This window comes from Streptomyces sp. NPDC002888 (genome assembly GCF_042888465.1).
GTDB lineage: Bacteria > Actinomycetota > Actinomycetes > Streptomycetales > Streptomycetaceae > Streptomyces.
The window spans coordinates 50,202-72,270 of record NZ_JBIAPU010000013.1; the positions used below are offsets into that span (position 1 = coordinate 50,202).

General features: G+C 71.6%; 16 protein-coding genes and 1 other RNA gene. 11 read left to right on the forward strand and 6 right to left on the reverse strand.

Going from position 1 to position 22,069, the window contains the following annotated elements; all coding sequences use genetic code 11:
- Positions 1-81 precede the first annotated feature (81 nt).
- From ACFYWX_RS21785 to ACFYWX_RS21805, 5 genes are all read right to left on the reverse strand, one after another.
- Entirely contained in the window at positions 82-2,373 is a 2,292-nt protein-coding gene (locus tag ACFYWX_RS21785) for a CDP-glycerol glycerophosphotransferase family protein (RefSeq protein ID WP_389425711.1), read from the reverse strand.
- Positions 2,374-2,523: 150 nt separating this feature from the next.
- A complete protein-coding gene (locus ACFYWX_RS21790; protein ID WP_389425712.1) occupies positions 2,524-3,366 on the reverse strand; it encodes a carbohydrate ABC transporter permease in 843 nt (280 codons plus the stop codon).
- The gene (locus ACFYWX_RS21795; protein WP_389425713.1) at positions 3,363-4,706 is read right to left on the reverse strand and encodes a carbohydrate ABC transporter permease; all 1,344 of its coding nucleotides are present in this window, start codon (positions 4,704-4,706) and stop codon (positions 3,363-3,365) included. The genes ACFYWX_RS21790 and ACFYWX_RS21795 overlap by 4 nt, the downstream gene beginning before the upstream one ends.
- A gap of 7 nt (positions 4,707-4,713) precedes the next feature.
- Positions 4,714-6,096, reverse strand: a complete 1,383-nt coding sequence (locus ACFYWX_RS21800; RefSeq protein ID WP_389425714.1) for an ABC transporter substrate-binding protein — start codon at positions 6,094-6,096, stop codon at positions 4,714-4,716.
- Positions 6,097-6,268: 172 nt separating this feature from the next.
- Positions 6,269-10,030 (reverse strand): FHA domain-containing protein, encoded by a 3,762-nt coding sequence (locus ACFYWX_RS21805; RefSeq protein ID WP_389425884.1) that lies wholly within the window; start codon positions 10,028-10,030, stop codon positions 6,269-6,271.
- Positions 10,031-10,383: 353 nt separating this feature from the next.
- Between ACFYWX_RS21805 and ACFYWX_RS21810 the strand changes: the two genes are divergently transcribed.
- From ACFYWX_RS21810 to ACFYWX_RS21825, 4 genes are all read left to right on the forward strand, one after another.
- Positions 10,384-12,057, forward strand: coding sequence for a serine/threonine-protein kinase (locus ACFYWX_RS21810; protein ID WP_389425715.1), 1,674 nt, complete (start codon positions 10,384-10,386; stop codon positions 12,055-12,057).
- 145 nt (positions 12,058-12,202) lie between these two features.
- The gene (locus ACFYWX_RS21815) at positions 12,203-13,444 is read left to right on the forward strand and encodes a serine/threonine-protein kinase (protein ID WP_389425716.1); all 1,242 of its coding nucleotides are present in this window, start codon (positions 12,203-12,205) and stop codon (positions 13,442-13,444) included.
- A 102-nt stretch (positions 13,445-13,546) separates the two neighbouring features.
- Positions 13,547-14,653: a peptide chain release factor 2 gene (gene prfB, locus ACFYWX_RS21820; protein WP_389425717.1), complete on the forward strand. Its 1,107-nt coding sequence runs from the start codon at positions 13,547-13,549 to the stop codon at positions 14,651-14,653.
- Between the two features lie 284 nt (positions 14,654-14,937).
- Entirely contained in the window at positions 14,938-15,600 is a 663-nt protein-coding gene (locus ACFYWX_RS21825; RefSeq protein ID WP_389425718.1) for a hypothetical protein, read from the forward strand.
- Between the two features lie 104 nt (positions 15,601-15,704).
- Here the strand turns inward: ACFYWX_RS21825 and ACFYWX_RS21830 are convergent, their stop codons facing one another.
- Complete coding sequence (locus tag ACFYWX_RS21830) at positions 15,705-15,896, reverse strand: hypothetical protein (protein ID WP_389425719.1); 192 nt, start codon at positions 15,894-15,896, stop codon at positions 15,705-15,707.
- A gap of 248 nt (positions 15,897-16,144) precedes the next feature.
- Here ACFYWX_RS21830 and ftsE point away from each other — a divergent pair, with 248 nt between their 5' ends.
- The 7 genes from ftsE to ACFYWX_RS21865 all read left to right on the forward strand — a co-directional run bounded on the left by ftsE (position 16,145) and on the right by ACFYWX_RS21865 (position 22,069).
- Positions 16,145-16,834: a cell division ATP-binding protein FtsE gene (ftsE, locus tag ACFYWX_RS21835; RefSeq protein WP_389425720.1), complete on the forward strand. Its 690-nt coding sequence runs from the start codon at positions 16,145-16,147 to the stop codon at positions 16,832-16,834.
- Between the two features lie 43 nt (positions 16,835-16,877).
- Positions 16,878-17,795 carry a permease-like cell division protein FtsX gene (ftsX, locus tag ACFYWX_RS21840; protein ID WP_389425721.1) on the forward strand — a complete coding sequence of 306 codons (918 nt, stop codon included), beginning with the start codon at positions 16,878-16,880 and terminating at the stop codon, positions 17,793-17,795.
- Between the two features lie 67 nt (positions 17,796-17,862).
- Complete coding sequence (locus ACFYWX_RS21845; RefSeq protein ID WP_389425722.1) at positions 17,863-19,032, forward strand: S41 family peptidase; 1,170 nt, start codon at positions 17,863-17,865, stop codon at positions 19,030-19,032.
- Positions 19,033-19,089: 57 nt separating this feature from the next.
- Positions 19,090-19,629: an SsrA-binding protein SmpB gene (gene smpB, locus ACFYWX_RS21850; RefSeq protein ID WP_389425723.1), complete on the forward strand. Its 540-nt coding sequence runs from the start codon at positions 19,090-19,092 to the stop codon at positions 19,627-19,629.
- Positions 19,630-19,733: 104 nt separating this feature from the next.
- Positions 19,734-20,122, forward strand: a transfer-messenger RNA (tmRNA) gene (gene ssrA, locus ACFYWX_RS21855).
- A gap of 88 nt (positions 20,123-20,210) precedes the next feature.
- Positions 20,211-21,434 carry a hypothetical protein gene (locus ACFYWX_RS21860; protein ID WP_389425724.1) on the forward strand — a complete coding sequence of 408 codons (1,224 nt, stop codon included), beginning with the start codon at positions 20,211-20,213 and terminating at the stop codon, positions 21,432-21,434.
- On the forward strand, positions 21,431-22,069 hold the full coding sequence (locus ACFYWX_RS21865; RefSeq protein WP_389425725.1) for a hypothetical protein: 639 nt from the start codon (positions 21,431-21,433) through the stop codon (positions 22,067-22,069). Before ACFYWX_RS21860 ends, ACFYWX_RS21865 begins: the two co-directional genes overlap by 4 nt.

Consider the following 22,069-nt stretch of genomic DNA (forward strand, 5'->3'; position numbering starts at 1 on the left):
TTCTTCTCAGGCCGTGTGCGGTGCTTTCAGGCCGTGTGCGTGAGGGGGCGCATCAGGAACTCCCGCAGGGGAAAACGGCGTTCAGAGGCGGTCGGTGACGGGCAGGGAACCGGTGGGTTGCGGCACGGCGGCGTGCGGCGAGCCCGCGACAGCCGCCGCCGACGGCACCGGATGACGCCCGGCGAGCGGCACGACGGGCAGCACCTCCGTCTCGCCCAGCACGACACGGCGTACGACCCGCTCGGCGGCGCGTCCGTCGTCGTACGGGCAGAACCGCTCCCGGAACGCGGCCCGCAGCTGGGCCGAGCGGGAGCCGCGCCAGTGGCCGGTGGCGAAGATGTCGATCAGCTCGTCCTCGCTGCGCGCGATCGCGCCCGGCGGGAAGGAGCGCAGGTCGAAGTAGGTGCCGCGGGCCGCCTCGTACGCCTCCCGGTCCTCGGTGTGCAGGACGATCGGCCGGTCGAGGTTGGCGTAGTCGAACATGATCGACGAGTAGTCGGTGACCAGGGCGTCCGAGGCCAGGCAGAGCGACTCGACGCTCGGGTGGTCGGTGACGTCGATGACACGGTCGCTGCCGCTCAGGGGGCCGTCGTGCCAGTAGTGGGCGCGGGCCAGGATCACGAAGCCCGGGCCCAGGCGGCGCAGGACGCGGTCCGGGTCGAGGGGGCTGCGCTGGATGCGGCGGTAGTCGCGGTGGGTCGGCGCGTACAGGATCGCGACCGTGTCCTTCGGGATGCCGAGCGACTCGCGCAGCCGGGCCACGTCGGCCGAGGTGGCCCGCTGGAAGACGTCGTTGCGCGGATAGCCGTAGGGGAGCGTGGTGTAGCCCCCGGGGTAGACGCGCTCCCAGGTCAGGGTGGTGTGGCGGTTGGCGGACAGCACGTAGTCCCACTTGTCGACGCCCCGCAGGAGCTCGGCGAAGTCCATGTCACGGGCGGCCGCCGGGTGTTCGCGCAGGTCCAGGCCCATGTGCTTGAGGGGGGTGCCGTGCTGGGTCTGCACGAAGACCTGGCCGGGGCGCTTGACCAGCCGACGGTCGAAGTTGACGTTGTTGACCAGGTACTTGGAGCGGGCGAGCGCCGTCCAGTACGCCGCCGAGCCCGGGCTGAGCCGACGGGTGCCCTCGGGGACCGTGTCCTGGTGCTCGGGGCGGGCGATCCACGCCGTGCGTACATGCGGGGCGTGGGTGCGCAACGCCCGCTCCAGGGCGCCCGGGTTGCAGCCGTGGCCGCGGCCCCAGTAGGCGCTGAAGACGGCCCGGTCGGCGCGCAGGGGCAGGCGGAGCTGCGTCTTGTAGTGGAGCTGGAGGGCGGCCGCCCGCAGGGCCCGCGCGAGCCGGGCGGCGCGCTCGCGGGTGCGGCGGCGCAGCGCCATCGCCCGTTGCAGGGCGCGGTAGGTGCGGTGCAGACCCAGGCGGACGAGGGAATGACGCAGCCGGGCGCGGTGGGGGTGCCCCCGCTTGAGCGAAGCCGAGAGTGGAGGAGGGACGGGGGCGCCCGGGACGCGGTAACGGCGGTAGTGGGCGCGGGCCCTGCGCAGGAACTCGGCTCGGGCGCCGCGCGGGAGCCGGCCCCGCCGGGTGAAGACCGTCGTGAAGTGGTCGACCATGCGGCGGAACAGCACCGGCCGCCACCGGGCGAGTTCGGGGCGCCCGGCGACGAACGCGAAGACCCGGTCGTACTGCTCGAAGACGTCGAAGTGCCGGCGGCTGGTGGTGCCGAGGATGTTGCCCTGACGGCGCTGGCGGTAGTGCACACAGACCCGGTCCAGGGTGGCGATGGACTCCGCGGCCATCAGGGCCGGGTACGTCCAGGGCGTGTCCTCGTAGTAGCCGGGCGGGAAGGTGAGGCCCGCGCGCTCGACGAAGTCCCGCCGGTACGCCTTGTTCCAGGCCACCATCAGCACCCGCAGCAGGCCCGGGCGGTCCTCCAGGCGGAACGGGGCCGGGCCCTGCTCGGCGAGTTGGAGGGCGACCTTGTTGCGGACCGCCTCGCCCGACCAGTACGTGCGCGCGTAGTCGTAGACCAGGACGTCCGGTTCGCCGGTCTCCTTCAGCCGGTCCGAGATGGCGTGCAGCGCGTCGGGGGTGAGGGTGTCGTCGGAGTCCAGGAAGAGCAGGTAGTCGCCGGTCGCCTGCTCCATCCCGGCGTTGCGGGCGCGGCCCAGGCCCCGGTTCTCCGGCAGGTGCAGGGGGCGTACGCGCGGGTCGCGGGCCGCGAACTCGTCGATGATCTCGCCGCAGGCGTCCGGCGAGCAGTCGTCGACCGCGATCAGTTCGAGATCGGGAAACGACTGGGACAGCACCGATTCGAGGCACTCGTGCAGGTACGCCTGAACCTTGTACGCGGGGACGATGACACTGAACCTGGGCAACGGACATCCATGGGTCGGCGCGGGCGTTCTGCCCGGGAACGGCCAATGGAGTGAATTGGTTACGGTTCAGTACGGCATACGGGGGATCGTGGTGAACGCGAGGGGACGGGCCGATGGCGGCCCGCCCCCTCGGAAACGTCCCGTTCGTCGCTACTTGACCGCGCCCGCCATCACACCGGACACGAACTGCCGCTGGAACGCGAAGAACACGGCCAGCGGGATCACCATCGAGATGAACGCGCCGGGCGCCAGGACATCGATGTTGTTGCCGAACTGCCGTACCTGCGTCTGCAGGGCGACCGTGATCGGCTGGCTGCCGGAGTCGGTGAACACCAGCGCGACCAGCATGTCGTTCCACACCCACAGGAACTGGAAGATCCCCAGGCTCGCGATCGCGGGCCCGCCGAGCGGCATCACCACCCGTGCGAACAGGCGCAGTTCACCGGCGCCGTCCAGGCGGGCCGCCTCCAGCAGCTCCTTCGGGATCTCCGCGAAGAAGTTCCGCAGCAGGAACACCGCGAAGGGCAGACCGAAGCCCACGTGGAAGAGGATCACCCCGAGGACGGAACCGAACAGACCGATCTTGCCGAACAGTTCGGCGATGGGGATCAGCGCCACCTGCACCGGCACCACCAGCAGCCCCACCACGCCCAGGAACCACCAGTCCCGGCCCGGGAACTCCATCCACGCGAACGCGTAGCCCGCGAGCGAGCCGATCACCACGACCAGCACCGTCGCCGGGACCGTGATCAGCACGGTGTTGACCAGCGAGTCGGTGATGTCGCTGTTCTGCAGGAGCTTGTCGTAGGCGTCGAAGGTGAGCTGGGACGGCTTGGTGAAGACGGTCCACCAGCCGCTCGCCGCCATGTCCTGCGGGGTGCGCAGCGAGGACAGCAGCAGACCGATGGTCGGCACCAGCCAGAACAGGCCGACGAGGAGCAGGAAGACGCGGACCAGACCGCCGTTGACCTTCGCCACGAGCCACTTCGTCATCGCCGCACCTCCCGCCTGAGCCGCCGGACGTTGAACCACATCACCGGGATCACGAGCAGCAGCAGGAACACCGAGATGGCGCTGGCGATGCCCGGCTGGTCCTCGGCGAAGCCCTTCCGGTACAGCTCCAGGGCGAGCACGTTCGCATCGTCCTGGGAGGAGCCCGGCGCGATGATGAACACCAGGTCGAAGACCTTCAGCACGTTGATCATCAGGGTGACGGCGACCACCGCGAGGACCGGCGCGAGGAGGGGCACGGTGACCCTCCGGAACACCTGCCACTCGTTGGCCCCGTCGACCCGGGCGGCCTCAAGGAGCTCACGCGGCATCCCCGCGAGCCCCGCCGCGATCAGCACCATCGCGAAGCCCGCCCACATCCAGATGTACGACCCGATGATCGCCGGGGTGACCAGCGACGGGCCGAGCCAGTCCAGACCGTTGTACGGCTCCTTGAAGTTGCTCGCGGGCAGCCGCAGCTGTGCCCCGTCGGCCTTCGCCGGGAGCGTGAAGGTGCCGTCGTCGGCGGCCTTCGTGGAGGCGACCACCTTGCCGTCCTTGACCGCCTCGATCCTCATCCCGGCGTAGCCCAGTTCGGCCGGGTCGGGCGCGCCGAGGGTGCCGACGCCCTTGCCGCGGGTGAAGTCCTGCCAGGTCGTTCCGGTGATCTTCCCCGGCTCGGCCTTCGGCGCCGCGGCGGCCTTCGCGCCGTCGGGCAGCTGGTCGGGGGCGACGCCGACCAGGGGGAGGGTGACCGTGTCGCCGGCGCGCACGGGAGCCTTGGTGATGAAGCCGCCGCTCTGCGCCTGGAGCGGGGAGTCCCGACCCGGATGCGCCTTCGGGAACGCCGACGCCTCGGCGAAGGTGTCGTGCACGCCCACCCAGACGGCGTTGGCGACGCCCTTGTCCGGGTCCTGGTCGTAGACCAGGCGGAAGATGATGCCGGCCGCGAGCATCGAGATCGCCATTGGCATGAACACGACCAGCTTGAACGCCGTGCCCCAGCGCACCCGTTCGGTCAGCACCGCGAAGACCAGACCGAGCGCGGTCGCGACCGTCGGCGCGAACACCACCCAGAGGATGTTGTTCTTCAGCGCGGTGCGGATGCCGTCGTCGGTGAAGAGGGCCTTGTAGTTGTCGAAGCCGGCGAAGCCGTCGCCGGACTGGTTGGAGAAGCTGCGGACGACCGAGTACCCGATCGGGTAGACCACGAGCGCGCCCAGCAGCACCAGGGCGGGCAGCAGGAACAGGGCTGCCACGGTCCTGCGGGTGCCGGTGACGCTCTTGCGACTGCGCGGAGCGGCAGGGGCCGCGGTGGCCCCTGCCGCCGGTGGCGACGTCATCGCCGGATCAGCTTCCGTACGCCTGTGCCGCGTCCTGCTCCAGCTTCTTCTGCGTGCCCGCGACGTCGGTCGGGTTCTTCAGGAAGTCCTGGAGATCCTTCCACTCGCCCTTGCCGGGCGTGCCGCCGAAGGCCTGCGGTGCCTGGTCGGACATGTCGAAGCGGAAGTCGTCACCGGCCGCGATCAGCGACTCGGCCATCTTCTTCTGCACCTCGTTCGGGTACGCGGACAAATCGACACTCTTGTTGGGCGAGAGGTAGCCGCCCAGCTTGGCCTGCACGGTGGCCGCGTCCGGCGACGCCAGGAAGGTGGCCAGGGCCTGCGCGCCCTTGGAGTCCTTCAGGATCACCGCCGCGTCACCGCCGGAGACCACCGGCGCGGTGTCGCCCACCGCCGGGAACGGGAACACCTTGGCGTCCGTGCCCACCTTGGCCTTCGTCTCCCCGATGTTGACCTGCACGAAGTCGCCCTCGAAGACCATGCCCGCCTTCGGCTGGTCGCCGCCGGTGAAGGTCTGCGTCACCGAGGCCGGGAACTCTGTCTGCAGCGCGCCCTTCGCGCCGCCCGCGACGAAGTCCTTCTTGCCCCAGATCTGGGCGAGGGTGGTGAGCGCCTCCTTCACGGAGGGGTCCGTCCACTTGATCTTGTGCTGGGCGAGCTGGTCGTACTTCTCCGGGCCCGCCTGCGAGAGATAGACGTTCTCGAACCAGTCGGTGAGCGTCCAGCCGTCGGCGGCGCCTATGGAGAACGGCGTCACGCCCGAGTCGTAGACCGCCTGGGCGGTGCCGAGCAGGTCCTTCCAGGTCTTGGGCTCGCTCGCCCCCGCATTCTCGAAGACCTTGGCGTTGTACCAGATCAGCGACTTGTTGGCCGCCTTGTAGTAGACGCCGTACGGCTTGCCGTCGACCTTGCCGAGGTCCTGCCAGCCCTGCGAGTAGTTCTTCGCGAGCTCCGCCTGCGCCTCGGCCCCGAGCGGCTTCGCCCACTTCTTCTCGACGGCCTGCTTGACCGCGCCGACCTGCGGAAGCATCGCCACGTCCGGCGGTGCTCCGCCTGCGATCTTCGAGCCGAGGAAGTTGATGATCGGGTCCTGAGCGGGCACGAAGGTGACCTTCGCGCCGGTGCGCTTCTCGAACTCGGCGAGGACCTTCTTGAAGTTCGCCTGTTCGGCGCCGGTCCACACGGCGGCGACCTCCAGGGTCGTGCCGTCCAGCTTGGGAAGGGAGAGGGAGGTGCCTGGCTCCTTGCTGCTGCCCGAGGGGTTGTCGCTGCTCTTGTCGTCGTCGCTGCCGCCGCACGCGCTGAGTGAGAGCGCGAGGGCTCCCGCGAGTAGGGCGGCCGCCGTCTTCGCGGCTCCGCGTGTCCGGTGAGTGCTGCCAGTGCTGCCCATCACTGCCCCGTTCTTCGTCCTCGTCGAACGTTCGAGCGCTGTCCCGTGGCACTGGTCTACGCCGCGAGTCAGGGGTCGGCAAGAGCGCCTGCCTTGTCAACCCGGGTATCGTGACCGCCTCGTGACTGTGTCTCCGACGGTTCGGCCGATGACGGACGGTTCGTCAGGCCGGCTACAGCAGCGAGGGCACCTCCGCCGCCGAGACCTCCCGGGCCGCCCGCTCCAACGCGCTCGCCAGCAGGGCGAGGTCGGTCGGGCCGTTGCCCAACTCCCGTACGGGCCGCCGGGTCGGCGGGTCGCCCATCCGCCGCCAGTCCAGGGCGACCACCGTGGGGCGCAGGGTCGCCGTGCGAGGGATGCGTCCCGTGACGCGCCCGCCCTGGAACGGCGTGAGACGCCCGTCGTCATGGGCCAGGCACCCGCGCCCTGCTGACGGCTCGTCAGGACCTGATTCCACTGCGTCGAGGGTGATGCGCAGCGCGGCCCGCCGGGCGGTCTCCGACTCCGCCGTACGGCCGCCCAGCGCGGCCGCTGCCACCAGGTGCACGCCGAGCTGCTCGCCGTCGCGGGCCACCGCCTCCAACGCCCGCACCACGGACCCGGCCGCCGGTCGCCCGGGCGATCCGAGCGGGGGTGAGACCAGCGCGTCCAGGTCGTCGACGACCACTATCAGCCGGGGCAGCGGCGGAGCGGCCTCCGTCTGCCGGCGCGCGGCCGCGGCCGGGCGCAGCCGCATCGTGGAACTGGGCGGGGAGTCGAGATCCCCGGCGCCGCCCGACGCCGCACCTGCCGCCCTGGGGGTGCCGCGGGCCGCGCCGCGTTGGGCGACGATCCGGCCCGACACCTCGCGGTGGGTGTGCCATTCGGCGAAGTCGGACCGCCCGAGCAGCTCGGCCCGCCGCTTCAGCTCGGCACTCAGGGACTGCGCGAACTCCCGCATGCGGACCGGGTCGTTGGCGGTGAGATGGGTCGTGACATGCGGTACGTCGGTGCAGACGCGCAGGCCCTCGCCGTGACCGTTGCCGCCCGTGCCCACGGTGTCCCGGCCGTCGACGAGGACGATGCCCAGCCGGTCGGGGCGTTCGGCGGCGGCGAGCGAGGCGACGACGGCCCGCAGCAGTTCCGTACGGCCACTGCCCGCCGGGCCCTCGATCAGCAGGTGCGGGCCGTCGGCGACGAGGTCCACACCGACCGGCCCGCGCGGACCGGCGCCGAGCACGGCCCGGGCCCGTCCGCCCAGTGCCTCGGCGTCGTCGGCCGCGTCCGCCCAGCGCGCCATCAGGGACGCCGGGGTGGCCCGGGCGAGACCCAACTCGTCCAGGAGCCGTGCCGTCTGGGGCAGCGGTGCCGACACGCGCGCGTGGCGCTCGCCGCCGGTGCCGTCCGTGCGCAGCGGTGCCAGTGCCCGCGCGAACCGCTCCGCCCAGGCGGGGGACACGGCGTCCACGGCGGCCACCGTGCCGTGGCCGACGGGGCCGGAGCGCCGGTTCGGGTGGCTGTCGGGGCGGTCCTGCTCCGTCGGGGTCCGCGCGATCCGCAGCAGCCGCAGGGCCGTCGCCACGTCTCCGCTGAGCAGCGCCGCGGCACCGCACTCCCGGAACGTCGGCGACGCCGTACAGGCCGCCTCGTACGTCTCCGTCACCGGCGACGCGGGTGAGGCGGGCGCCGTCTCGGCGAGGCACACGAGGTGTATCCCGGCCCGCGGGCCCTCCACCGCCAGCCGCGCCACCGCCTCCCGCAGATCGGCGCCCCCGGGGTCGCCGTCGACGACCACCACGGTGTACGGCCCCGGGAACACGCCGTCCGTGTCCTCGTCCGCTATGGCCCAGGCGGGGCGCTGGGCGGCGCGGCGGGTCTGGTCCGCGGGGGTGCCGGAGGCTTTCGAGGCGTCGGAGGGGCGGGGGGTGGCCGTGGACGCGCGGGGCGCTTCGGGGGCGCCGTCGGCTGCCGGTGCCGCGCCACTCGCGGTCTGGGGCAGCTGTTCCTCCAGGCGCCGCAGGAGTTCGCCGGTGCGGGCGGCGGCCTGCTCGCGGTCGTAGGCGAGGAGGAGGCGGCAGTCCTGGCCGTGGCCCGGGCGCAGGTGGGGCAGCCAGCCCAGCCAGGACCACTCGGCGACGCGCTCCTCGTGCGGGCGGGAGCGGTCGGTGCTGATCAGCACGAGTTCCAGGGCGTCGGGGGAGTGCAGCGCGGCCAGTTGGGCCACCACCGCGCGGGCCAGCCCGGACAGACGCGTGCGCGGTCCGGCCAGGCCCAGCGCCGCTACCTCGCGCAGGTCCGCGGTCACCGGCACGGCGGGCAGCAGGCCCGAGCCGTCGGGTGCGGCCCGGTCGGCCGTGCCCAGCCGTACCGTCAGCGCCTCCGGGTGGCCCGGTCCGCGCTCCCACAGCCGGGGGCCGGGGCCCAGCGCCGTCAGCAGCAGCGCGGCCGGGTCCGGCCAGGTCTCCGGCATCCCGTCGGCGACGACCGACGGCTCGGGGACAGCGCCCATCGCCTCCTCGTCGTCGTACGCCTCGCTCCCGGTCGTCTCCTGTGTGCCGCGTCCGCCCTTCAGCCGGCGCGCCCAGGCGGAGAGGCCTCCGCGCTTGCGGACGCCCTGCGGGACGTCGGTGCCGCGGAGGGGGGTGCCTTTGCGGTGGGCGGTTTCGCGGGGGTCCGGGGCGGTGGGGGAGGTGCCGGGGTCGGACGGCCGGGTGCCGGAGGGGGACGTGGGGGCGCGGGTGGCTCCGTCGGTGGCGGGCGCACCGCCGAGCGCGCCCACGGTGAAGCCTCCGCCGTGGGTGTCCCCGCCGTCGCCGGGTGCCGGGCGGGGCGGGGTGCCGCGTGAGGGGGTGCCGGGAGCGGCGCCGCGGGATGCCGTGCCGCTGTCCCGGGACCGTGTGCTCCGCGGGTCGTCGTGTGTCTCGATGCGTGGTGCCCCGCCCTGGCCCGGCACCACGTGCGGTTCCGCCGGGCCGGGTGCCCGGGTGCCCGGGGGCGTGGCGGTGGCGGCCCAGTCGACCGCGCCGTAGGCGTGCCCGGTGTCCCCGGACGGCTGGCCCGGGGCGGTTTTGTCGCCCGCGCCAGGTGCCGCCCGGTCCGCCGTCGGGGTCCCACCCGAGGAGGTGGCACCCACGCCCCCGGGGGCCGGCATGCGCGCATGGGCCGTGAACGGTCGTCGTGCCGCCGCCGGTGTCGCACCGCCGCTCCCGGTGTCCGTCTCCGCGGCCTCGCCGCCCGGCACCCGCACATGCCCCTCGCCGTCGGGCGTCGTCGGGACACGCGCGCCGGGGCCCCCGGCGGGGGCCAGCCGCAGGGCCGACTCGCCGATGCGCAGCAGGGCGCCCGACGTCAGGCGGACCGGGCGGGAGCCGACGCGGGTCCCCTCCAGCGTGGTGCCGTTCGTGGAGCCGAGGTCGGCGACCGTGACGCGGCCGTCGGGGGAGAGGGTGACCGCGCAGTGCAGGCGGGAGACGTCGGGGTCGTCCAGCGGGACGTCGGCGTCGGCGGAGCGGCCGACATGGATCTGCCCGCCGTGCAGCAGATGGACCCCGCCGGCGTCGGGACCGGCGACCACGTGGAGCTGCGCCGGGGCGTCGTCGACCTCCGGATGGGGCTCGGGGTCGGCGGGGGCGCCCAGGGACAGCACGGCGCCGTCGATCAGCGGGGGCTCGCCCAAGGTGCAGCGCTGGGCGTCCAGCCGCTCCGCGCCGGCGTACAGCACCACGGGGGCACCCGTCTGCTCACGCCCGCGCGACGAGGAACCGCCGCCCTGCTCGCGGCCGCGCTCGGCGGGGACGGCACCCCCGTCACCCGAGACCGCCGAGGCCAGGGCCGACGCCACCGCGGCGAGGGCCGTGCCGGCGGGCGCCGTGACCAGCACGTCGCAGCACGCGGTGCGAGGCCGCGTCTCGGAGGGCGGGACCAGCGGGTCTACGACGGTCAGCCGGATCTGCATCGCCCTGAGCGGTCCCTTCCAGCACGCGGCCAGTACTGGCAGCATCCTCGCATCTGCCACCGACACCGCGCCCCCAACTCGGCGTCGAGTGATCTTGATTGGTCGGCTCTGCCCGCAAAAGTGCCTGACCACGCCATCGACATTGATCACTTGAGATCGGTCACGTCCGGCCCTGGCAACCAGCAGACCAGGGCGAGCGTCTTTCCTTCGAACATGTACGGGAACGCGTACGTACGACCCGGGGAAACCGCGAGGAAAGTCGACAACCCGGTGCCAGGCGGGGCGGCACTACAGTGGGTCGGAACATCCGCAAGCAACTCGGAACAGTCCGCAAGCAACAGGGAGCGCATGACGTGCGGCCGGTAGGCAGCAAGTACTTCCTCGAGGAGCCGCTCGGGCGCGGCGCCACGGGGACCGTCTGGCGAGCCCGCCAGCGCGAGACCGCGGGCGCCGAGGCGGCCGTACCCGGCCAGCCCGGCGAGACCGTCGCGATCAAGGTCCTCAAGGAGGAGCTCGCGAACGACGCGGACATCGTGATGCGGTTCATGCGGGAGCGGTCCGTCCTGCTCCGCCTGACCCATCCGAACATCGTCCGGGTGCGCGACCTCGTGGTCGAGGGCGATCTCCTCGCCCTGGTCATGGACCTCGTCGACGGCCCCGACCTGCACCGCTACCTGCGCGAGAACGGCCCCTTCTCGCCCGTCGGCGCCGCGCTGCTCACCGCCCAGATCGCCGACGCGCTCGCCGCCAGCCACGCCGACGGCGTCGTGCACCGCGACCTGAAGCCCGCCAACGTCCTGCTCCAGCAGAACGGCGGCCAGATGCACCCGATGCTCACCGACTTCGGCATCGCCCGACTGGCCGACTCGCCCGGACTGACCCGTACGCACGAGTTCGTCGGCACGCCCGCCTACGTCGCGCCCGAGTCCGCCGAGGGCCGCCCGCAGACGTCGGCCGTCGACATCTACGGCGCCGGCATCCTGCTGTACGAGCTGGTCACCGGCCGCCCGCCGTTCTCCGGCGGCTCCGCACTCGAAGTCCTGCACCAGCATCTGAGCGCCGAGCCGCGCCGTCCGTCCACGGTCCCCGACCCGCTCTGGACGGTCATCGAGCGCTGCCTGCGCAAGAACCCCGACGAGCGGCCCAGCGCCGAGAACCTCGCGCGCGGCCTGCGCGCCGTCGCCGAGGGCATCGGCGTGCACGCGAACTCCGCGCAGATCGCCACGGCGGAGGGCGTCGGCGCGCTGCTCGCGCCCGACCCGACGCCCGCGACCGTCCCCGGCTCCGCCGACCCGACGCAGGTCTTCCAGAACGGCGCCGGTGGCTACGACCCGAACGCCGCGACCAGTGTGCTGCCCCACACCGGCGGCCCCGCGGGCGCCGCGGACCCCACCGCCGTCCTGCCGAACACCGGGGCCGCCGACCCCACGGCCGTCATGCCGCCGGTGCCGCAGAACCAGCCCGGCGGGCAGTCGCCCGAGCAGCCCCACCCCTGGCAGAACCAGCTGCGGGCCGCCCGCGACCGCAACGAGCAGACGCAGGTCCAGCAGTACCTGGACCCGGGCGAGGACCCGCTGCGCCGCCGCCCCCAGCGGCAGGTCGCGCGCCCGCAGCAGCAGCCGCGGCCCGCACAGCAGCGCCCCCAGCAGCGCCCGCAGCCCGGCTACGGGCATCAGCAGCCCCAGCAGCCGCAGCAGTACGCCCCGCCGCAGCCCCAGCAGCCGCAGCGGTACGCGCCGCCGCAGCCCCAGCAGCCCCAGCAGCCCCAGCGGCCGCAGCGGCCCGAGCGGGAGCCCCGGGCGCCGCGGCAGCGCAGCGCCAACCCGATGAAGATCCCGGGCCTGGGCTGCCTGAAGGGGTGCCTGTTCACGATCGTCGTCCTGTTCGTCGCGGGGTGGCTGGTCTGGGAGCTGAGCCCGCTGCAGGAGTGGATCGGTACCGGCAAGAGCTACTGGGCGCAGCTCACCGACTGGTTCGACACCGTGACCGGGTGGATCGGCGAGCTGGGCGGGAGCTCCGGGCAGTAGCTCCGGGCAGTAGGACCTCCCGCTCGGAGGACTTCTGCGACTCTGTGGACTTGTCGACATCTGGCGGGTGATTTCTGTCTCCGCGGTGAAGGTTGGCTCGTCGGACGCGTACTTTTAACGGCAACACGCGTCTGTAGGAGCAGCCTTGGCACGGAAGATCGGCAGCCGGTACACCGCCCACCAGATCCTGGGGCGGGGCAGCGCCGGCACGGTGTGGCTGGGTGAGGGGCCGGACGGGCCCGTCGCCATCAAGCTGCTGCGTGAAGACCTCGCGTCCGACCAGGAACTCGTCGGACGCTTCGTCCAGGAGCGCACGGCGCTGCTCGGCCTGGAGCACCCGCACGTCGTCTCCGTCCGCGACCTGGTGGTCGACGGCAACGACCTCGCGCTGGTCATGGACCTCGTCCGGGGCACGGACCTGCGCACCCGCCTGGTCCGCGAGCGGCGCCTCGCGCCCGAGGCGGCCGTGGCGATCGCGGCGGACGTCGCGGAGGGCCTGGCGGCGGCGCACGCGGCCGGGGTCGTGCACCGGGACGTGAAGCCGGAGAACGTCCTCCTGGACATGCAGGGCCCCCTCGGCCCCGGCGGCTCGCACCGGGCGCTGCTGACGGACTTCGGGGTCGCGAAGCTGATCGACACGCCGCGTCGGACCCGGGCCACGAAGATCATCGGCACGCCCGACTACCTCGCGCCGGAGATCGTCGAGGGCCTGCCCCCGAGAGCCTCCGTGGACATCTACGCCCTGGCCACGGTCCTCTACGAGCTGCTGGCCGGCTTCACGCCGTTCGGTGGAGGCCACCCGGGCGCGGTCCTGCGCCGTCACGTCACGGAGACGGTGGTGCCGCTGCCGGGCATCCCGGAGGAGTTGTGGCAGCTGCTCGTGCAGTGCCTGGCGAAGGGACCGGCCTCGCGGCTGCGGGCGTCGGAGCTGGCGGCGCGGTTGCGGGAGCAGCTGCCGGTGCTGGTGGGGATGCCACCGCTGGACGTCGACGAGCCGGACACGGAGCCGGAGGAGGAGCCCACGCGGGAGGCTCCGCCGGAGGAGCGGCTGTCCGAGACGCCGGTGCGGAGGGGGGCCGTGCCGTTGGTGCCGGGGGCGAAGCCCGCGGACTCCAACCGGGACACGCACACCTCGATGCGGGTGCCCGCACCGGACGAGCTGGCCGGCGGCGCCCGCGGCACCGCACGGGCCCCGCGGGCCTCGGGCGCGCCGCGGCCCGGGTCCGCGCGGCACCGGGCGGTGACTCGACGACGCCGGCTTGCGCTGGGGGTCGCCGCGGTGGCGCTGGCCGCTGCGGCGGGTGTGGGTACGTGGCTGGCGACGTCCGGGGACGACGCGGGGGCGACGCCCTCGGAGCCGGGTTCTTCGGCACCGGCGGCGCCCTGACCTTCGCAGGGGCTCCGCCCCCTGCAACCCCGCCAGGGGCTCCGCCCCCAGTCGTTACGGTCAGCGGCGTTGGCCGGTTGGCGGAGCCGTTACGCTGGGAGGGTGGCAGTCGTCGATGTATCCGAAGAGCTCAAGTCCCTCTCCTCGACCATGGAGTCGATCGAGGCCGTTCTGGACCTCGACAAGCTGAGGGCAGACATCGCCGTGCTCGAGGAGCAGGCGGCCGCGCCGTCCCTGTGGGACAACCCGGACGAGGCGCAGAAGATCACCAGCAAGCTGTCCCACCTCCAGGCCGAGGTCAGGAAGGCGGAGACGCTGCGCGGACGGATCGACGATCTCGCCGTGCTCTTCGAGATGGCCGAGGAGGAGGACGACCCGGACACCCGCGCCGAGGCCGAGTCCGAGCTCACCGCCGTCCGCAAGGCACTGGACGAGATGGAGGTCCGCACGCTCCTCAGCGGTGAGTACGACGCCCGCGAGGCGCTCGTGAACATCCGCGCCGAGGCCGGCGGCGTCGACGCAGCCGACTTCGCCGAGAAGCTCCAGCGGATGTACCTGCGGTGGGCTGAGCAGAAGGGCTACAAGACCGAGGTCTACGAGACGTCGTACGCCGAAGAGGCCGGCATCAAGTCGACCACCTTCGCCGTGCAGATCCCCTACGCCTACGGCACCCTCTCCGTCGAGCAGGGCACCCACCGCCTCGTGCGCATCTCGCCCTTCGACAACCAGGGACGCCGCCAGACCTCCTTCGCGGGCGTCGAGATCCTCCCGGTGGTCGAGACGACCGACCACATCGAGATCGACGAGTCCGAACTGCGGGTGGACGTCTACCGGTCGTCCGGGCCCGGCGGCCAGGGCGTCAACACCACCGACTCCGCGGTGCGCCTCACCCACCTCCCCACCGGCATCGTCGTCTCCTGCCAGAACGAGCGGTCGCAGATCCAGAACAAGGCGACCGCGATGAACGTCCTCCAGGCCAAGCTGCTCGAGCGGCGCCGCCAGGAGGAGCAGGAGAAGATGAACGCCCTCAAGGGCGACGGCGGCAACTCCTGGGGCAACCAGATGCGTTCCTACGTGCTGCACCCGTACCAGATGGTCAAGGATCTGCGCACCGAGCACGAGGTCGGCAACCCCGAGGCCGTGTTCAACGGTGAGATCGACGGATTCCTGGAGGCCGGGATTCGCTGGCGCAAGCAGCAGGAGAAGTAACTTTGTCGACTTGAACACCGTCTGACAACTGCCGCCCGAAGGGCGGCAGTTGTCGTTTGTCGGGGTTTTACATCACACTCACAGGTTCCAATCCCCAGTAAATAAGACGCCCATGGACATTGCGCCCGAAATGGCCTTGACGTTGCTTTGAAAAATGGGAAGGGTGAAGCGCGGCATGCGTATCTCTGGGGCGCATGTGAACCGGGGGACTTCAGTAGCTTTCTCCGTTGATCACGGCCCCGAACGCCGCTCATAGACGATCAGCTACTGGGGGTAGCAACCACATGACGAAGAAGACGCGGATACGTGTCGCGCGGATCGCCGCAGGAGCCGTGATCGCGGCCGGCGCCTCGCTGACCGCCGCGGGTGCCGCTTCGGCGCTCGACATCGGCGTCGGCCTGAGTGTCGACCAGAAGGGTGTGGGCGTCGGAGTCGACGTCGACACCGACCCGGTCCCGCCCACCCCGCCGACCACCCCGCCCGGGACCAACGTCCCGACCGCGCCCTCCACCCCGGAGCCGCCGGCCACGCCCATCCCTCCGACGACTCCCGAGCCGCCGGCCACGCCGACCGCCCCGGGTACGCCCACCGACCCGGCCCCGACCGGCCCCGGTAACGGGAACGGCAATGGCAACGGGAACGGGAACGGCTCTGGGAACGGCAACGAGGGCGGTGGCGGCAACAACAACACCAACCCCGACGGCGGCTCCAACGACTCCGCCCAGGAGGCCGGCTCCTCGTCCCTGACCGACACCGGCTCCGACAACACCGGCTCCGGCAGCTCCGGCTCCGACGCGCAGGCCCAGGGCAACGGTCAGGAGCTCGCCGAGACCGGTGCCGCGCAGACCACCTTCCTGGTGATCGGCGCCGCCACGATGATCGCCGGCGGTATCGGCTTCCGTATCCTGCCGCGCCTGGTGAGCGGCCGCGGCGGCGCTGCTGCCTGACGGTAGCCGCTGCCGTACGGAACGTACGGCCGTGTGCACACGCATGGGGCCCGGAGCGCATCGCTCCGGGCCCCTCGCACGTCCTCAGCGGGCCGCTGCGGCCCTTACGCGGTCTGGTGCGCCAGCAGCGCCACAGCGGCGACCAGCACCGCCAGCAGCGCGACGAGCGCCATCGGGTTCAGCCCCGCGAAGAAGTTCTCGTGCTGCAGCCGCTCGCGGTTGGCGCGGCACACCGGGCACCGGCCCTCGCTCACGGGCGCCGCGCAGTTAGCGCACACCAGCCGGTCGTACGTCATGCGCTCGCCCTCCTTGCACCGGTTCCACGTGGACAACGCTCTCGGAAACGAGAACGTTCCCCCTCCACTGTGCCAGGTTCCGGCAAATTCAGCGCGGCCCTCTTGACGAAAGGGGGTGCGGGGCATGTGCGGCCGTCGCCCGGTACAAAAGCGCACAACAGTGGCGCAACCCCGTCCGGCGCCTGCGCTCGCGTACCCGTTTCGCGTATGGTCACGCTCATCTACCCCCGGCGACCCGTGGTGCATCCGTGATCCGATTCGACAACGTCTCCAAGGTCTACCCCAAACAGAGCCACCCTGCCCTCAGGGATGTGTCCCTCGAGGTCGAGAAGGGCGAGTTCGTCTTCCTCGTGGGGTCCTCCGGCTCCGGCAAGTCCACCTTCCTGCGGCTGATCCTCCGCGAGGAGCGGTGCAGCCAGGGCCAGGTGCACGTTCTGGGCAAGGACCTCGCGCGCCTCTCCAACTGGAAGGTGCCGCAGATGCGGCGCCAGCTGGGGACCGTGTTCCAGGACTTCCGCCTGCTGCCGAACAAGACGGTCGGCGAGAACGTCGCCTTCGCGCAGGAGGTCATCGGAAAGTCGCGCGGCGAGATCCGCAAGTCCGTGCCGCAGGTGCTCGACCTCGTCGGGCTCGGCGGCAAGGAGGACCGCAGGCCCGGTGAGTTGTCCGGTGGTGAACAGCAGCGCGTGGCCATCGCGCGCGCCTTCGTCAACCGCCCCAAGCTCCTCATCGCCGACGAGCCCACCGGCAACCTCGACCCGCAGACCTCCGTCGGCATCATGAAGCTGCTCGACCGCATCAACCGGACGGGCACGACCGTGGTGATGGCGACGCACGACCAGAACATCGTGGACCAGATGCGCAAGCGCGTCATCGAGCTGGAGAAGGGCCGCCTCGTCCGCGACCAGGCACGCGGCGTCTACGGCTACCAGCACTGACCGCCGTCTGACGACCGTCCACGGAAAGGCTTGACCACACGCCATGCGCGCCCAGTTCGTTCTGTCGGAGATCGGTGTGGGTCTCCGTCGCAACCTGACGATGACCTTCGCGGTCATCGTCTCCGTCGCCCTGTCCCTGGCGCTGTTCGGCGGTTCGCTGCTGATGAGCGACCAGGTGACGACCATGAAGGGCTACTGGTACGACAAGGTCAACGTCTCGGTCTTCCTCTGCAACAAGAGCGACGCCGAGTCCGACCCCAACTGCGCCAAGGGCGCCGTCACCGAGGACCAGAAGAAGGCGATCGTCACCGACCTCGACAAGATGTCGGTCGTCGAGAAGGTGACGTACGAGTCGCAGGACGACGCCTACAAGCACTACAAGGAGCAGTTCGGCGACTCCCCGCTGGCCAGCTCCCTCACGCCGGACCAGATGCAGGAGTCGTACCGCATCAAGCTGAAGGACCCGGAGAAGTACCAGGTCATCGCGACCGCCTTCGACGGGCGGGACGGCGTGCAGTCCGTGCAGGACCAGAAGGGCATCCTGGACAACCTCTTCGGACTGCTCAACGGCATGAACTGGGCCGCCCGCGCGGTGATGGCGCTGATGCTCGTCGTCGCGCTGATGCTCATCGTCAACACCGTGCGCGTCTCGGCGTTCAGCCGTCGGCGCGAGACCGGGATCATGCGTCTGGTGGGCGCCTCCGGCTTCTACATCCAGGCGCCGTTCATCGCGGAGGCCGCGGTCGCCGGACTCATCGGCGGCACGGTCGCGTGCGGATTCCTCGTTGTCGCGCGGTACTTCATCATCGACCACGGACTCGCTCTGTCGGAGAAGCTGAACCTGATCAACTTCATCGGCTGGGACGCCGTCCTGACGAAGCTCCCGCTCATCCTCGCGACCAGCCTGTTGATGCCCGCCCTGGCGGCGTTCTTCGCGTTGCGCAAGTACCTCAAGGTGTGACGCATGCCAAAAGGGCCGTACGGACAACCGTCCGTACGGCCCTTCTCCTTGTCCTAGACTCACCGCCATGTCAGGTCGTGACCTGTTCTGTCAGCCCCGCCGTCTCGGCCGCGGGGCCGCCCTGACATTGGTGTTCACGAGCGTGCTCGTCGCCGGTGCCGCGACAGGCTCCCTCCCCGTGGGTGAGCGCAGGGCCACGCCCGGCGAGACCCGCCAGGCCGCCCCCACCGGTCGCCACGAGGAGGTCGCCCGGGCCGCCGCCGAGGCCATGGCCGACGGCAAGTCCCCCATGGAGGCCGCCGAACGCGCCGTCAGCCGCAGCGGGGACCGCTGGGCCGCCGTCTACTCGCAGGGCGAGTACGAGGAGTTCGAGGAGGCCCTCGACGGCGAGTACACCGGCGTCGGCCTGTGGGCGCGCCAGGAGCGCGGCGGCCGTGTCGAGGTGACGAAGGTGGCCTCCGGCTCGCCCGCGGCGGCCGCCGGGATCCGCGAGGGCGACCAGCTGCGCCGCGTCGACGGCAAGAACGTCGACGGGCGCCCGGTCACGGAGGTCGTCTCCTTACTGCGCGGTGACGCCACGGACGCGCCCGCCGGCACCACCGTCCGCGTCGGCCTCCGGCGCGGCACGCACGCGTGGACCGAGACGCTGCGCCGGGCCCGCCTGTCCACGGACTCGGTCACCGTCCGACACCTCGCCGACGGTGTCACCGTCATCCGGATCGCCTCGTTCACCAAGGGCTCCGGCGACACCGTTCGCACCGCCGTACGACAGGCCCCTGCCGACGCCGGGATCGTCCTCGACCTGCGCGGCAACTCCGGCGGTCTGGTCACCGAGGCCGTCACCGCCGCCTCCGCGTTCCTCGACGGCGGCCTCGTCGCCACGTACGACGTGGACGGCGAACAGCGTGCCCTGCACGCCGACGCCGGCGGCGACACCACTCGGCCCCTGGTCGCCCTCGTCGACGGCGGCACGATGAGCGCGGCGGAGCTGCTCACCGGCGCCCTGAAGGACCGCGGCCGCGCGGTCGTCGTCGGCTCGCGCACCTTCGGCAAGGGGTCCGTCCAGATGCCGAGCCGGCTGCCCGACGGCTCCGTCGCGGAGCTCACCGTCGGCCACTACCGCACCCCCAACGGGCGCGGTGTCGACGGCACCGGCATCACCCCGGACCTGGAGGCCGACACGGGCGCGCTCCGGCGGGCGCAGGCCATCCTGAGCGGGCTCGGGGACGTGCCGTAATCGGCTTTCCCTCTCACCCCCTCGGAGTGCGAAAATGGCTGCACTATGAGCAAGGGAATGTACGTACCCAAGGAGTCCCAGCAGAAGCAGGGGACGGCCGCCAAGTCCCGGGACGGCGACAAGGGCGGCAAGCGCAAGATCGTCGCGCAGAACAAGAAGGCCCGTCACGACTACGCGATCATCGACACCTACGAGGCCGGGCTGGTGCTGACCGGCACCGAGGTGAAGTCGCTGCGCCAGGGGCGGACCTCGCTGGCCGACGGCTTCGTCCAGATCGACGGGGGTGAGGCGTGGCTGCACAACGCCCACATCCCCGAGTACAGCCAGGGCAGCTGGACCAACCACTCCGCGCGCCGCAAGCGCAAGCTGCTGCTGCACCGAGAGGAGATCGACAAGCTGGCGGTGAAGTCCGAGGAGACCGGTCACACGATCGTGCCCCTCGCCCTGTACTTCAAGGACGGCCGCGCCAAGGCCGAGATCGCGCTGGCGCGGGGCAAGAAGGAGTACGACAAGCGGCAGACGCTGCGTGAGCAGCAGGACCGCCGGGAGACCGACCGCGCGATCGCCGCGGCGAAGCGGAAGCAGCGCGGCGCGTAGCCCTGCGGGAATGCGCTGGCACCGACCTGCGTTGGTCACGTACGATGGCACCTGTGCCCCACGCCGGGCGCGAGCCCTCTTCGGAGGGATTGAAAAATCAACATGGGGATGATCGGTTTCGACAGCGGATGTTGAACCAGGGGAAGCGTGTCGAGGAAGCGGCAATGATCTCGTAAACCATATGTCGCAAAAAATAATCGCCAATACCAAGCGCGATTCCCAGTCCTTCGCCCTCGCTGCCTAATAAGCAGTGAGTGAGGGACCCTTAATGGGTGTCAGCCCGGGAGTGTTCCCGACCCGGATCCTGGCATAATCTAGGGAACTAAACCAGCGAGCCCGGTCACGGGGTTCGCTGGGAAATCAAACAGTGACTGGGCCCGTCGGCGACTTGTTCGCGTGATCGCCGGGGCCGAGAAAATCGCAGCGAACTGCACACGGAGAAGCCCTGATTTTGCACCGTTGGACGCGGGTTCGATTCCCGCCATCTCCACACGATCGGGAGGTCTTCGGACCTCCCAACCCATGTGGGCGAAAGCCCCGCTGCTTGCGAGCAGCGGGGCTTTCGCCTTGTGGAGGGGGATATGGGTGTGAAAGCTGAGCCGGCCGCTGAGCGGTACGAGACGGATTTCGGGCTCAGCGGGGTGACGGAGGGGTTCGTCTTCGCGCGGTGCGACAGCGCGGAGGACGCGCTCGCGCTGATCGTGGCGCGCCTCGACGCGGACGACGCCGAGCACTTCGTGGACTGGTCGCGGATGGACGACATGGACCAGGACCAGCGGAAGGTCTACGGCTGGGACGTCTTCCACGACGACTGGGGGTACATCGCCGAGCTGCGCCAGGACCTGCGGGCACTGCTGGACTCCAGGCTGCCGGACGACGAACTCGCCGAGGTGTGGAGCGCGGCCACCGGTGGCGCCTGGCGCCCCGAGGCACATGGCATGAGCGTGCGCGACTGGCTTCGGCGGATCGACGAGACGTGCGCGGGCCGTACGCCCCGCAAGGAGCTCGGTCGGCGCCCGGGGCCGTATCACGGGTTCTGGCGGCCGCAGCCGGAAGGCGAGATGCGGAACAGGGCGGTCGCGGAGATCCGACGGTCCGGTGCGGCACTGGGACGGGTGGCGGCCCCGCTGGAACGGGTGGCCGGCGACGTGAACGCCGACCTCGGGTACCGCCTGTACCTGCGGGCCATGAAGGCGTCCTCCGTCCCGGTCGACCTGGACCAGTACGACCGCTACCAGGACCTGGGCTGCCGGTTCGGGCATCCCCTCCGTCTGGGCCACGACGGGCTGCGCGTCCTGTGGCCCCGCTTCGACGCGACCGACGTGGTCCGGCCCCGCATGGAAGGGGTTTTCATCGGGCTGCCGTGGCTGGGGGGTACGACCGACGAGGACGTGCGGAGCGCCCTCGCCGACCGCCCGGGCGACGTTCCGGGTTCCGACGCCTACGTGGCGCTGGAGGACTCGCTGCGACTCCTTCAGTCACCGCTGTCCGACGAGACGCTCGGCCTCCTGTGGCGCGAGACCAGCGATCGCGGCGACCACGCCGACCGGCTCGCCGCCGATCCGCGAGGCGCGCTGCGCCGGATCGCCGGGCTGTGCGTCGAGCGGCTGCGGGAGATCGACCCCGGGTTCACGCCCGACATCTTGCCCGCCCGCATCGAAAGGGCCGACGAGGTGCTGAGGATGCTGGACGGGAGGCTGCCGGAACCGACGGCGGACGCGCTGACCGCGGTCGTGACCAGCGTCGATCCCGACCTCGGCCAGCGGTTCCACACGCGGATCCTGGACGAGCGGGCGAAGTGGTGAGCCACCCCACCGAACCCCGCCACCTCCTCGTCCGCGCCCAGGGTGACCCCTGGCCCCTGTACACGGGCGACGAACCTCTCGACCTGAACCTCCCCGACACCCTCGCCGACCGACTGCGCTCCTGGACCCTGGCCCGCCCGCCGGGCGGCTTCACCGCCCGCCCGGCGCTGCGCAAGCACGTCTCCGCAGGGCTGGAGGCCGCCCAGGCGCTGGCGAAACACCTCGGCCCTGCCTGGGCGGTCCAGTACTGGGACGAGCGGCACCGCACCGCCAAGTACATCTGCTGGGGATGCGGACGCACGTCCTTCACCTCCGACGCCCACGGCAACCCGCCGCACCCCCTCCACATCGTCGTCGAGGCCGAGTACGCGTGGCATCCGCTGCGCGCCGACGGGTTCGGGGACTTCGCCCCCGACGACCCCGCCGCCGCGCTCGACCTCTCCGACGCCCTGGTGGCCGACCTCAAGGCCTGGGCCCAGAGCCACAAGGCGGTCATCGACCACTGGCTGGAGCACCGCGACGACACCCAGGAGCGGGCCGCCGTCGAGCGACTGTGGCGAGAGGGCGAACTCCTCACCGAGCGCGTCGCCCGCGAACTGCCCCCGGGCCGTACCGTCACCTACCGAGGCCTCTGA